Below are 13,146 nucleotides of genomic sequence, written 5' to 3' on the forward strand. Positions count from 1 at the left end.
TTTCTTATGTAGTTGTTCTAAATAAGAAAAATTCCGCCTTGTTATCATTTCATTTATCCAGCGCTATCCCTGATCACATACTTCACAGAATTGGTATTACCTTCATTTTGCTTGCTTAGCGAACAAGGTGAGTTTGTTGCGTTTGGACAATTTTATAATCGCCTAGAGCGAATTCACCTTGCGCGCTTGGTGGTAAACCCAGCGTTTCGTGGTAAAGGTATCGCAGAGCGTTTAATTAATAGTTTGATTCAAAAAGGGAAAGCTCAACTTCAGTTAAATAGCGCTTCATTGTTTGTTTTGTCGGATAATTTACCTGCAGTTGCGGCCTATCAAAAATCGGGTTTTATTAAAGCGCAGTACCCAACGCGTATACCGTTAGAAAACTGCGAATACATGGTTAAAACTTGCTAACTTAGCGATGTTTGTACTGGGTTTTGCAATATCCACGTGAAATGCTCGGGTTTCGCAGCTTTAAATGTTTAGTGTTGCGGCCAGTTACACGTGCTCGCCACAAACGGAAGCTGGCGGGTTTTAATGCGCTGCGCATTAATTTAATAACGTTTTTTTCAGATAACCCATAAAGTGTTTCGATGGCTTCAAATGGGGTTCTGTCTTCCCATGCCATTTCGATAATGCGTGATTGATCAGATTCAGTCATTGGTGTGTAAATTAATTAAATGAATATTCTGATTACGCTAAAAACCGTATTTTTGATCAGTTGTTAAGGTAATTCGCTGGAAAGTCGTTTTATGATGAGATTAAAGGAAAAGTATTTCAGCAGCTAAAGCAAAGGCGCTGCTGAAATATGTTAATACTAGTTCGTGAGTAAATTCACCCACTCATCAGAATTACTGATGATAAATTCATAGGTTTCATTGTTTGTGCACGTAATGCGAATTGCATCTGAGGTAATAGGTAAAATGCCAGCCCCTTTGCCAACGCACTTTTCTACTTTAGCGATTGAAGCTCGCTCAACGTTATACGGGCCTAAACCTAATTTCTCGTTAAATGGTTTAAAACAAATACCGTATTGTGACACTGAAAACTGGCCATCAGCTTTTGTCACACCATTTTGAATGGTTGCCGTTGATGATTTTAAGGTACCTTGTTGCATCTCACTTACTCCATGTAACCTAAATACACGTTAAAACTAAATTTAACTTAAATTTGGTTTATTACCTTAAGCGTAGAACTCACTTCAAACAAGTTAAAAAGTGTTAAAATCAAAGGCTAAGCATTTTCAATTTCGGTTAAGAACTCGCTAAGAATGGCTTTGCTTTTTGCAAGCTCTTTCATTTTGCTATTGGTTGCCGAAATTTGCTGTTGTAACACTGTACGCAGTTCATCACATGGCTCAAAAATTGGACGTTCAGCGCGAATACAAGGTAAAAATAGCAACATTGTTTTTAATGTCATACCTGCTGCGCTAAGTAATTTTACACGTTCAATGGTTTGGTAATCTTGCTGCGAATAGATTCGGTACCCAGTATCTGTGCGCTTAGGCGTTAAAATGCCTTGCTCTTCGTAATAGCGCAGCATGCGTACGCTGACATTTGTTTTCTTTGCCAATTCACTTATTTTCAACTTACACCTTGACCTTAACAGTACTGTGAGGGTTTATGCTAGCGGCTCATTGTTACCTTTTCAATATTAAATAGCTGATGGAGACGATACATGAGCAAGGCATTTTTTAACGGTCAATTAATTGAACAATCAGAAATTAGCAATTTGGCGTTTACAGGATTTGCCCATTTTACCGCAATGCAAGTGCGAAATAAGGCTGTAAAAGGGCTCGATTTACATTTGGCGCGATTACGCGACGCATCGAAACTGTTATTTAACAATCATCTTGCGGATGAGGATATTATCAATGGGTTAACCAGTGTGCTTGATCATTCAGATAGCGATTTATCATTAACCATTACTTTGTATTCACCAAAAGGTGAATTTAATACAGCAAGTATGAACGTTACGCCAAACATGCTGATAAGAACAAGTGCACCGTCAAATGGGCCACTTGGGCCTCTCACCTTAGCTGCGATTGAACATCAACGCACATTAGCAAACATAAAACATGTAGGCGAAATAGCGAAAACACACTGTTTACACTTAGCAAAACAGCAAGGGTTTGATGATGCTGCTTTTATCAACCAATCCGGCGTGTTGAGTGAAGCAACTATTTGGAATTTAGCTTTTTGGGATGGCGAAAGTGTTATTTGGCCAAAAGCCGATATGCTCAAAGGCACTATGATGGGCATTATCCAAAGGCAATTAACGGCACTCAATATACCGCAAAAAACCATGACTATTTCATTGCACACCTTGCGTAATTTTACGGGGGCTGTCGTTATGAACTCTTGGACACCCGCTGTGAGTGTTAACAAAATTGCCAATATGCAATTTTCACAGTCGCAAGCGTTGCAAAAGTTACTGCATAATGCATATGAAAATGAACCGTTTACCAATCTCAATCAGTAAATGCTAAGGAACAATGCGTAAGCTTAATTGCTTACGTTTTTATCGTGATAAATAGATTGAAGTAACACCGGCTTGTGAGTTGTTACAAATCCAGAGTCGTTACCACCCTAATAAATAGAATAACCACTTAAATAGCCACTTCTTGACTATACTCAATTGCAGTGTGTTTTTGCTGTTCGAGGTAACTGAGTGGCGTTTAGTAAAGCAGAAGAAATTTTTAAAATAGTTGAATCCAACAGTGCTAATTTACTCAGCAAATCAAAATGGTTATTTATACTCGTTATTGTATTAATTCTAATTACCGGATTATCAGCCTATTACACCTTTTTATCTCTATCGACACTTGAGAAAACCGAGCAGCAGCGCTATGAAATGTTACAGTTGAGCAATCAAGTACGTTTAAGCTCCGATAACCTCACGCTAATGGCGCGCGCTTATGCCGCAACTGGAAAAACTAAATACCTTACCTTCTTTAACCAAATTTTAGCAATCCGTAATGGTGAACACCCAAGGCCGAATCATTATGGACGTGTTTACTGGGACTTTTTGATGTCTGAACATGGGCTTGCGCCAAGTGAAAACGGCAAGGCGATCTCGTTAAAAACAATGCTGAAAAATGCAGGCATTACAGAAAGTGAACGGCAAATGCTGAATGAAGCGCAAGCGGCATCTGATAAGCTGGTTGAAATTGAGCAAAAGGCATTCTCTTTAGTTGATATAGGGTTAACACAAACGCCTAACTACAATCAAAGTGAACAACGTTTATCGGCGCTCGATTTACTTTATAGCGAAACCTACTTGCAAGCTAAGGCGCATATAATGGCGAAGGTAAATACATTTTTGCAGCTGCAAGGTCAGCGAACTGAAGCGGCTATGCGCGATGCAGGTAAAGTGAACAAGGTTGCGACGTTATTTGTGCTGCTAAGCTTTGTAATGCTTTTTGTCGCTGTTATTGCATATGCCTATTTTAGGCAGCTGTATAGCAGACGGCTTATTAACTTGTTGAAAGAATCGGTGGATGGTCAATTTGATTTATTGACGCAAAAAAATGAGATTTTGGCTGAAAATGCCAAAGTAATGAAAGACACATTTGAGCAATTAGTCGAAGCCGAAAAAATGGCATCGCTTGGCAGTTTGGTTTCGGGGGTTGCTCATGAGGTAAATACACCGCTTGGTATTGCGGTAACGGCTGGGGATTACATCGCAAATGAAACCCGTACTTTAGAAACACAGTTTGGCAACGAGACTCTGTCGCGAGATGATATTACACGTTATTTTTCAAATATGAGTGAATCGGTGCGCCTTTTAACAACGAGTTTGCAGCGTGCCGCAGAGCTTATTCAGTCGTTTAAAAAAGTGGCGGTTGATCAATCTCATCAGGATATACGATCCATTAACCTAAAATCGTACCTTGATGATGTATTTGCCTCGCTTACACCGCTATTTAAAAATAAAGGCATTACTATTCGTAATTTGATCCGCGATGATCTGTTATTGCAGGTTGAAGTTGGGTCAATCGGGCAGATTTTTACAAATCTTGTTAATAATTCAATTATTCATGGCTTTGAGCAAGGTAATCGTGAGGGTGAAATCGCCATTTCCACCACTGATAATGAGCAACAGGTTGTGATCTCTTTTCGCGATAATGGGGTTGGAATGAGCGAGCCTGTTTTGAGCAAGGTTTTTGAGCCTTTTTACACCACCAATCGCAGTAATGGTAGCAGTGGCCTTGGAATGAGCATTGTCTACAATTTAGTAACAGCAAAATTGCACGGCTCAATTGAATGCTCTAGTGAGGTAAATGCGTTTACTGAAATTACCATCACATTACCTAAAGCGCTTACAACGACTAACCCGAATAACTGATGTAACGTATTTGTACTGGTTTGTATGTTAATTGTTCAAGTGTTGCGTGTGAGCCGTTATGTAATTTCACCCGATGCACAAACCTGTTACCCTACGCACATTGATACTCTAGAGCAGCAAACATGATTAAAGATAACGAACTGATTAATACATTAGACGAGCTAGAAGCGTTTTTACTGTTAGTTGAAAATGGCGGTTTAGGCCTTAAAAATGTTGAAGGTGTGGCACTTGCTACAAATAACAGTGATGGTCGCCCATTTATTGCGGTATTAGATGATAAGCATCAATTATTGCTAGGTCGTTGGGTATCGCAAGACGTGTATGAAAATGGCAAAGATATGGTGCGTTACGGAGTGAAGAAAACGCATTAAAACCGTTTATCATTAAAAGTGTTGGTGGTAACCAATAACCTTACACCAGCACTTTCAACCCTTTTTTTAATCTTAACTATATGTAATATAAAGTCTATTTTTATTCTTAGGTCAAATGACTTACGTCAACCACCTCCCAGTTGGGCGTTTGTCCAATGTCAGAAAAGGTCAATTTCGTTACTGTTTGTTAAGTATTTTAACGTTACAAACAGGATGCATTTTATGACTCGTATCTATGATTTACCGACACGAATTTTCCACTGGTTATTTGCCACTAGTTTTATCGTAGCTTTCAGTATTGCGAATTTGGTAGATGATGAACTAGCTATTTTTGCTTACCATATGATTGCAGGAGCGACGCTTGGCCTTTGTATAGTCTGGCGTTTTATTTGGGGATTTATTGGCACTAAACATGCGTGCTTTAGCGATTATGTTTTAAAGCCAAAAGCGCTTATTTGTTATTTTAAAGACAGCTTTACCAAGCATAAAAAGTTATGGAATGGCCATAATCCAGCCTCAAGTTGGGCCGCAATTTTAATGATGCTGTTAGCATTTTTCCTGATTGTTAGCGGTATTTTAATGACTACCGGGCCGTTTAATGAGGCGATTGAAGAGCTTCATGAATTTGCTGCTAATGCTTTTATGCTGGTTGTGGTGTTGCATATTCTTGGTGTGCTAGTACACACCGTTAAACAACAAGACCCTATCGCAAAGAGTATGATTTCTGGCTATAAAAATAATATACCTTCAGGTGTCGAGTCCGTGAAATTACATGCTTACCTAGGCGCAATGTGTTTGATTATTACGCTCACATTTACAGGCGTATTAGTTATAAACTTTGACCAGAACCAAAAAACAACTTCATTGTTTGGTGTAAAATGGCATTTGCAAGAGTTTGAAAACGAACATGATCAACATCATGAAAATAATATCCATCAAAATGAACACGAGTAAATCACCCTATGAGTAACAAAGACCGCCTAATTTTATTAACTACTTTGCTACTCATTACATTGCTGATTGCGATAGACCTTGCAACCGACCTTAACGAAGGGGGGGCTATCTGGCATTTAGTGATTGAGGGGGCAGCCGGAGTAATGGCATTGCTGGGTATAGGCTATATTTTTCGCGATATGGTGAATTTAAAACATCAACTTCACCACCAACGCTTGCTTACCGAAAATTTACGACAAGAAGCAACCGAATGGCGGACACGCTCAAAAGAATATCTTGATGGTCTTTCGCACTTAATCAACGAACAATTATGCCGTTGGCAGCTTTCACCCGCTGAAAAAGAAGTGACGTTTTTACTTTTAAAAGGTATGAGTTTAAAAGACGTTGCAGCAATTCGAGGCACCAGTGAAAAAACAGCAAGAGCACAATCAATGGCGGTGTATGCCAAAGCAGGATTAAGCGGGCGCTCTGAATTGTCTGCATTTTTTCTAGAAGATCTGTTACCTCAAAAATTTGAAAATGACTAACATGCTATCAATACTTCCGTATTTTTAGGCGTATGAATATGATACTATTTGCCTCAATTCTTACTTTATAAAGCTTTGTTATGAATCTTAATTTTTCTGACTTTTCACCAATGCAAATTTACCATTTAATGACGCAAACCATTATTCCGCGTCCAATTGCATGGGTTATGACTGATTCGGGCGAAGCTAATTTTAATTTAGCGCCATTTTCTTATTTTACGGCAGTATCGAGTAACCCCCCTTTGATGATGTTTTCAGTTGGCAAAAAGCCGACAGGTGAAGTAAAAGATACTGTTAAAAACATTATCGAAACGGGGCAGTGTGTGATCCATATTGCGTCAGTAGATGATGCCAATTTGGTAACGCAAACCGCAGCAACTTTAGATCATGGACAGTCAGAAGTCGCAATTAATGATATTGCGCTATGTGAATTTGAAGGCTTTTCTATGCCGCGCGTGGCAGGTTGCAATATTGCCTATGGTTGCGAGCTTTATGAAGTTAAAGAAATGGGCGATGTGCCACAAACGTTAGTGTTTGTTGAAATTAAAACCCTATTTTTAGGCGATGAAGTTGTCTCGCTTGATCATAAGAAACGCATTAAAATTGACGCCGATAAGGTAAATCCGTTGGCGCGTTTAGGGGGCGGCGAATATTCAGGCATTACGTCAGCATTTGGCATTGAGCGCCCAGAATAACATGAACGTTTACAGTGAGCGTACGCCCGCTCACTGTGAAGTTAGGCTAAGTTGATTGAGTTTTTGCCTAAGCTCGGTATTTTCTTTTTGTAACTGACGAGCGTTCAGTACTAAGCGCAGTACGTTTTTTAGCTCAAAGTTGTCCCATGGTTTTGCCAAAATAATGGATGCAATATCATCAGTTATCGCGCGTTGGCAAAGTTCCATATCCGAATACCCCGAGAGCAGCACACGGCCAATATTTGGATCATATGCTTTTACCTGTGACAGTAGCTCTACGCCATCAATCACTGGCATACGAATATCAGAGAGCACTAAATCAATGTCATTTTGCTTTACAATGTCAAGTGCGTTTTCTGGCTCGCTACATTTTGTGATGGTGTAGTCTTTACGCAGTAAGCGCGCAATTGCATTGGTTACTTCTGGTTCATCGTCTACCAGTAAAATATGGGCCATATATCACTCCTTCCTATTAATAATAAAACACTTTTTTATACTTGGCACAATGCATTCACGCGTAAAATCGCCAACCGCTTTAGATCAGAACACAGATGTTTTAAATGACGTTTATGTGGATACTGTTTAAACGCCTTATACGAAAATGAAATCGCAGTGGTCAAATCACCATTTTCTCGATGCATTTCACCGTAAGACTCCAGTAAGCGGGCATTGGCTTTACGGCGAACGGTTTGGCTTACATTTCCTAATGTACAGATGCGTTCGGTGATTTCGGCCATCGCATCAATGCGATTTTGCTTATTGGCGGTGATTGAGTTGGGTCGCATTAGGTAATCCATCGTGATGTCTTCGCTAAATCCAATCTCACTAATCAGCGCGATACGAAGCCAACAGTCCCAATCACTGGCGCTACGAAGACTCGGGTCAAACCCCCCTGCACGTTCGATAATGTCTTTATTAACCATGACACATGATGTGCCAATTACGTTGGCAATTAACAGCAATCCAATGGCATCGTGCAAAGGCTGATAATCACCATTGTTTTGAGTACGATGGGCTGCAAATTCAGGCCAATATGAGTAACAATCAATGATTTCTTGGTATTGAGTCTCAACGTGCTGATAGTTGGTGAAAGTTAGCCCGCAGTTGGGGTTCGCTAACATATAGTCTACTTGCTTGCGCAGCTTGTTGGGGTACCAGTAATCATCTGCGTCTAAAAACGCGATAAACTGACCATTCGCTTTTTTAATTGCCCGATTACGTGCAGCGATAACACCCTGATTAGGCTGGGTTAAAACGCGTAACTGATTGTATTTTTGCTCAGCTGCTTTTAACCATTCAAGCGAACCATCAGTCGAACCGTCATCTACTACAATCAGTTCAAATCGTACATCTTGTTGCTGTAACACACTGTCTATGGCTTTTGGTAAATACTCTAAACAGTTGTAGTTAGGCATGATAATCGACACTTCTTTACACATAACAAATCCTCCATAGTATGGAGTACTTACGCAATGTGTGTGCCGCGCTAAACAAGGTCAAAATGCACGCAAAAAGCAAAATTGCTTTGCAAAATGCGAATGGTTGGTTGCAAATCGGCAATTTAGTGGGGTTAACATGGTATTTTTATCGGCATAAAGATTGCGATGTGCTCTTTACATAAATGTGAGGAGAGCGTTATGAAACATATTGCTATTTATGTCCCACAGTTTCCGGTCGCGTCCGAAACCTTTGTGGTCACCGAAATCGAGGCATTGCGTGCTGCAGGTCACAAAGTTAGCGTGATCACGATGGAGCATTTAGACCATGAGAGTGACTTTGATTTTGATGTCTTCGAATTAAAGCGCGAGCGCATTACGACCACACTTAAAGGGTTATGTTGCACCAGTATTAAAGGGGTGTCGAATGCGTACAAAGCCGCATCTAGTCAGCACGCGATACGCAATTTATCACTGCTTTATTTCGGTCTTCAGATTAATTACCTGATTAAAAAACAGCAAATCTCACATATTCATTGCCATTTTATGCACAGTAGTTTGGCGTACGGCATTGTTGCTGCTAAGTATGCAGGAATTAGTGTGTCGAGTGTCGGACATGGACATGATGTATATGTAAACGCGAACGACTTGAACGCTAAGCTGGCGTTTTGCGATTTTAATGTGGCGGTTTGTCAAGATATGTACAACCTGCTGCAAAATATTAAAACCCATTCTGTGCATTTGTTGCATTGCGGTGTAGACGTTAACAAGTTTCAGCATTATGACAACCCAAACAACAGTAGGGTAAAACTGCTATTTGTTGGCCGCTTGGTTGATAAAAAAGGCATTGAGTTTGCACTCAATGCGCTTTCTGAGATTCCATCTTCGAAACGACCACAACTTGATATTATTGGCAGCGGGCCCAAGCTGGCGGAGTTAGTTGGTTTGGTCAATCAATTGCATGTTAACAATTGGGTGCGCTTTTTAGGACAGCGTACATCAAGCGAAATTATTGCGCTTTCAAAGCAATATGATGCGTTTATTGCGCCTTTTTGTATTGCTGATAACGGCGATAAAGATACCGGCCCGGTCGTGCTCAAAGAAGCTATGGCTATGGGGTTACCTACAATTACAACCAATATCATGGGGTGTACTGAAATTGTCGATGGTAGCTGTGGCTACACTGTACCAAGTAGAGATAGCGATGCGTTAAAACAAGCCATTTTAACCTTTTGCCAACTGCCTGAAAACGAGCGTATAAAAATGCGCAATGCTGCACGAGACCGTGTTAACAGGCATTTTAATGCAATAAAACAAGGTGTTAAGTTATCGCGCTTAATTGAGCAGGTGGCGTATGAAAGTTAATGCTGCGTTTGTCCATTACGGTATCGCCATTGCTGGGCTAAAAGGGATCAGCCTACTGATGTTGCCGATAGTGACGCGCTTTTTGGCGCCAGAAAGTTACGGCATGCTTAATTTTCTCGTGAGCATTGGCGCCATGTTGAGTATTTTCTTGGGTTTTGGCATGGCTGAAGTGATTTTTCGCTTTGCGGTAAAGCTGCCAAGCAACATACTCGACTCATTCATTGCCAGTAGTGTTAAGTTTACATTTTTGGTGAGTTGTGTGTTTTTGCTCTGTGCAATCATTGGCGCGGATATCTGGTTGGCTTTAATGCCGTTGCCAATTGAAAAGTCGTACTTTTGCCTGTTGATGTTTAATTTGGCGCTCACTACATTGCAGGCCATTTACTTAACGCGCTATCGCGTATTGCAACAATCAAAACCCTACATGTATGTTGCCCTTGCCCAAGGCGTCGTGCAAGCTCTGCTTACTTACACCTTATTGTTAAATGATTACGGTATTTTAGGTGTATTAATAAGTGGTTGTGTCACCAGTTTTGTTATTACCTTCGCTTTAGTGATTTACCACCGTGCGCTGTTATTGATGAAGCGGGAACCATTAACAGGCGAACATATTCGCTATGGTGGCTTTATTGCGTTGTCAGCGCTTTGTTTATACGGGCTAGGTGGCGCTGAAAATTGGTTTATCGCGAGCTATTTAGGATCATCGCAGCTGGCATATTATTTTATTGCAACGCAATTTTCATTGGCATTGTCGTTAGCGTTTGAGCCATTTCGCTTATGGTGGTTCCCAATCCGTTTCAAACGTTACTTTGAAAACACAGAATTAGCAGCGAGTGGGGCTGTTACAGGGTGCTTTATCATCACTATGCTGGCATTAGCAATGATGATATTCGCCCCTTACCTTATTAGTTGGTTGTTACCGCAAAGCTATCATAACAGCAGCCAATACATTGGGTTGCTGTGCATTTTATTGGTTATTAAAAGTTATGCAGAGTTACTGAACTTAGGCTGTTATCTAGATAAAAACGCGCAATATGTACCTCTAATAAACGGCATATGTGCCACGGTAGCTATATTAATTATTGCGTTTTTGACCCCTAGCCAAGGCATTTCCGGTGTGTTTACTGGGCTTTTTGTTGGGCATACACTGCGATTTTTAGCGTTCTATATTATTAGCCAGCGTATGGCGCCGCTCAAATATCATCTCGGTACAGTGTTACTTGGTTTTGGCTTATTGGTCGTGCAAATCGGTATCGTAGGCGATGCAATTTGGCTTAATGTAATCTTGCTAATCGTCGCATTACTGCTGTCATTTAAATATGCAATAAAGTGCAGCGCGATAAAGCCCAATAAATTGGGAGGCAAGTATGGATACTCTTAGCCAACAGCATTTATCAAAATCGCCGATTAAACTTGCGCTGCTCGGTGTTTTAATCAGTGTCACCATTATCGGGCTGTTCAAAGTTGCGGGGCCTGCTGCGCCTTTTGCTCTATTGATGCTGCCGTTTGCGCTGTATTTTACTGTGCGATTTAGCGTTATTTTTGTCATTTTATTTATTCTTTTTAGTTATTTCCGTATTCACGAAGCATTCCCCGTATTAATGCCGCTCAAGATTCCAAAATTATTGGCTTTGGCGTCACTGTTCGGCATTGCGTGGCATTTGTTTTTAAGTAAAAAGCTCACACCGTTTTGGCACCCAGCACACAGTGCGTTTATGTTCTTTTTTGCTTGGTTAACCTTATGCGTAATGATGGCGACAAATCGTGGTATGGCGATTGAGTATTGGAGTTCAACCCTAACCAAAGTATTGATTATGGTGTTTGTTATTAGCTGGTGGATCAATACGCCAAAAGCGTTTGGCATTGCCAGGTTTGGTATTATGGTGAGTGGGGCGTTAATTGCTTGTGTTGCAGTCTCTAACAAGCTGAATGGTATTGGGTTAGTGGAAGGTACACGGGTCACGATTTCGCGTCATTTACAATCGCAAATTGGCGACCCAAACGATCTTTCCTTGGTGCTATTGTTTCCGGTCTCGTTTTTGTGTGCCGAGCTTTTTAACAAAGAAAGCAAAATGATTTACCGTGTATTTGCATTTATCACACTGTGTTTGGTGGTGTACGGCATTATTGCAACACAAAGCCGTGGCGGATTATTAGGCGTAATGGCAATTGTTGCGTACTTTTTGGCGCGCACCATCAAAAACCCTGTGGTATTAGTGTCTATTTTAGGGTTTGGTTTAGCGGTGCTCTTGGTGGCAGCGGGGATCAGCGACAGACAAAGTGGCGGTGCAGCAGAAAGCGGTATTGATGAATCAGCAATGGGACGAATCTATGCGTGGCAGGCGGCAATCAACATGGCGCTATCAAACCCATTCACTGGCGTAGGGGTAAACAACTTTTACGTTAACTACTTCTTTTACAGCCCGCACTGGGATGGCAAAAATCACGCGGTGCACAGTACTTGGTTCCAAGTGCTTGGTGAAACCGGGTTTGTTGGAATTTCGCTTTTTGCAACGCTAATCGCAACGATTTATCGCACATTGAAGCGCAGTGGCTCCAAAGTGAAGTTTTGTCATCAAGCTAATTTGCTTGTCAACGTACAAGCGCTAAAGGCGGGATTAATTGGCTTTGTGGTGTCTGGTACCTTTTTAACTCAGGCGTTTACCTGGCCTATCTACATTATTTTATCGCTCAGTATTGCTTTGGAACAAATGCTGCAAACGTTAAGTAAAGATACGCAGGAGAATCGTCATGATAGCTGATGTTAAAAATTGGGTGAAAAGCAGTGATTCAGGCTTTGGCAAATTTTGTCGCGGTAGTTTTTATGCAATTAAGCATATTGAAATGCCGGTTGTGCCTGTGCTTTACAAAATATTGTTTGCACTTCATCGAAGTAGCAAAACGATTTGGCACAATACACTGCAATTTATTTATTTTACGCCCATGTTTAAAAGCCAAGTAAGCGGCAGTAAAAAGCGCTTAACCTTACAGTGCGGTATGCCACAAGTTATTGGTGCACTTGCAATTAGCTTAGGTGACGATGTCAGAATGTCGGGCATTGCAACCTTTTGTGGCCGCTATCACTCAGGTAGCATAGCAAAGCTAATTATTGGCAATAACGTGGACGTGGGCTGGCAAAATGCATTTTCTGTCGGCACAAAAATTGAGTTACAAGATGATGTGCGTTTAGCTGGAAAAGTATTTTTAGCAGGCTTTCCTGGTCACCCGTTAAATTGCGCCGAGCGCGCCAAAGGTGAACCCGATTTACCAGAACAAGCGGGCGATATCATTATTAAACAAGGTGCTTGGATAGGCACAGGTGCAACGGTTTTGGCAGGCGTTACTGTTGGCAAAGGAGCGATAGTTGCTGCAAATGCAGTTGTCACCAAAGATGTGGCCGACTTTACACTTGTTGCAGGCAATCCGGCCAAAGTGATTAAGCGTGTAGATTAAG

The 13,146-nt window shown here is 41.0% G+C and carries 16 protein-coding genes; 11 read left to right on the forward strand and 5 right to left on the reverse strand.

The annotated features are described in order from the left end of the window. Window positions 1-90 precede the first annotated feature (90 nt). On the forward strand, window positions 91-411 hold the full coding sequence (locus L1068_RS11495) for a GNAT family N-acetyltransferase (protein ID WP_343221914.1): 321 nt from the start codon (window positions 91-93) through the stop codon (window positions 409-411). A 1-nt stretch (window position 412) separates the two neighbouring features. Here the strand turns inward: L1068_RS11495 and L1068_RS11500 are convergent, their stop codons facing one another. The 3 genes from L1068_RS11500 to L1068_RS11510 all read right to left on the reverse strand — a co-directional run bounded on the left by L1068_RS11500 (window position 413) and on the right by L1068_RS11510 (window position 1,584). After that, a complete protein-coding gene (locus tag L1068_RS11500) occupies window positions 413-658 on the reverse strand; it encodes a TIGR03643 family protein (protein ID WP_237130384.1) in 246 nt (81 codons plus the stop codon). Window positions 659-814: 156 nt separating this feature from the next. Next, entirely contained in the window at window positions 815-1,114 is a 300-nt protein-coding gene (locus tag L1068_RS11505) for a hypothetical protein (RefSeq protein WP_237130385.1), read from the reverse strand. 116 nt (window positions 1,115-1,230) lie between these two features. Further along, window positions 1,231-1,584: a MerR family transcriptional regulator gene (locus L1068_RS11510; RefSeq protein ID WP_237130386.1), complete on the reverse strand. Its 354-nt coding sequence runs from the start codon at window positions 1,582-1,584 to the stop codon at window positions 1,231-1,233. 90 nt (window positions 1,585-1,674) lie between these two features. On the opposite strand from L1068_RS11510, the gene L1068_RS11515 reads away from it, so the two are divergent. The 6 genes from L1068_RS11515 (at window position 1,675) to L1068_RS11540 (ending at window position 6,891) form a co-directional block, all read left to right on the forward strand. After that, complete coding sequence (locus L1068_RS11515; RefSeq protein ID WP_237130387.1) at window positions 1,675-2,478, forward strand: aminotransferase class IV family protein; 804 nt, start codon at window positions 1,675-1,677, stop codon at window positions 2,476-2,478. 189 nt (window positions 2,479-2,667) lie between these two features. After that, window positions 2,668-4,344, forward strand: a complete 1,677-nt coding sequence (locus tag L1068_RS22135; protein WP_237130388.1) for an ATP-binding protein — start codon at window positions 2,668-2,670, stop codon at window positions 4,342-4,344. Between the two features lie 122 nt (window positions 4,345-4,466). Next, window positions 4,467-4,715 carry a hypothetical protein gene (locus L1068_RS11525; protein WP_010558230.1) on the forward strand — a complete coding sequence of 83 codons (249 nt, stop codon included), beginning with the start codon at window positions 4,467-4,469 and terminating at the stop codon, window positions 4,713-4,715. A gap of 222 nt (window positions 4,716-4,937) precedes the next feature. Continuing rightward, a complete protein-coding gene (locus L1068_RS11530) occupies window positions 4,938-5,669 on the forward strand; it encodes a cytochrome b/b6 domain-containing protein (protein WP_237130389.1) in 732 nt (243 codons plus the stop codon). Between the two features lie 8 nt (window positions 5,670-5,677). After that, window positions 5,678-6,196 carry a hypothetical protein gene (locus L1068_RS11535; protein WP_237130390.1) on the forward strand — a complete coding sequence of 173 codons (519 nt, stop codon included), beginning with the start codon at window positions 5,678-5,680 and terminating at the stop codon, window positions 6,194-6,196. Window positions 6,197-6,276: 80 nt separating this feature from the next. Further along, window positions 6,277-6,891 carry a flavin reductase family protein gene (locus L1068_RS11540; RefSeq protein WP_237130391.1) on the forward strand — a complete coding sequence of 205 codons (615 nt, stop codon included), beginning with the start codon at window positions 6,277-6,279 and terminating at the stop codon, window positions 6,889-6,891. A 30-nt stretch (window positions 6,892-6,921) separates the two neighbouring features. Here the strand turns inward: L1068_RS11540 and L1068_RS11545 are convergent, their stop codons facing one another. After that, entirely contained in the window at window positions 6,922-7,347 is a 426-nt protein-coding gene (locus tag L1068_RS11545; protein WP_237130392.1) for a response regulator, read from the reverse strand. A 35-nt stretch (window positions 7,348-7,382) separates the two neighbouring features. Next, the gene (locus L1068_RS11550; RefSeq protein WP_237130393.1) at window positions 7,383-8,330 is read right to left on the reverse strand and encodes a glycosyltransferase; all 948 of its coding nucleotides are present in this window, start codon (window positions 8,328-8,330) and stop codon (window positions 7,383-7,385) included. Window positions 8,331-8,528: 198 nt separating this feature from the next. Between L1068_RS11550 and L1068_RS11555 the strand changes: the two genes are divergently transcribed. The 4 genes from L1068_RS11555 to L1068_RS11570 are packed head-to-tail and all read left to right on the forward strand — an operon-like array spanning window position 8,529 to window position 13,145. Continuing rightward, window positions 8,529-9,692, forward strand: a complete 1,164-nt coding sequence (locus L1068_RS11555; protein ID WP_237130394.1) for a glycosyltransferase — start codon at window positions 8,529-8,531, stop codon at window positions 9,690-9,692. Further along, entirely contained in the window at window positions 9,682-11,073 is a 1,392-nt protein-coding gene (locus tag L1068_RS11560; RefSeq protein WP_237130395.1) for an oligosaccharide flippase family protein, read from the forward strand. Before L1068_RS11555 ends, L1068_RS11560 begins: the two co-directional genes overlap by 11 nt. Beyond that, complete coding sequence (locus L1068_RS11565; protein ID WP_237130396.1) at window positions 11,060-12,454, forward strand: O-antigen ligase family protein; 1,395 nt, start codon at window positions 11,060-11,062, stop codon at window positions 12,452-12,454. Before L1068_RS11560 ends, L1068_RS11565 begins: the two co-directional genes overlap by 14 nt. Continuing rightward, window positions 12,444-13,145 carry an acyltransferase gene (locus tag L1068_RS11570; protein ID WP_237130397.1) on the forward strand — a complete coding sequence of 234 codons (702 nt, stop codon included), beginning with the start codon at window positions 12,444-12,446 and terminating at the stop codon, window positions 13,143-13,145. The genes L1068_RS11565 and L1068_RS11570 overlap by 11 nt, the downstream gene beginning before the upstream one ends. The last annotated feature ends 1 nt before the right edge of the window (window position 13,146 follow it).

This window comes from Pseudoalteromonas sp. MMG024 (assembly GCF_021654175.1).
Lineage (GTDB): Bacteria > Pseudomonadota > Gammaproteobacteria > Enterobacterales > Alteromonadaceae > Pseudoalteromonas.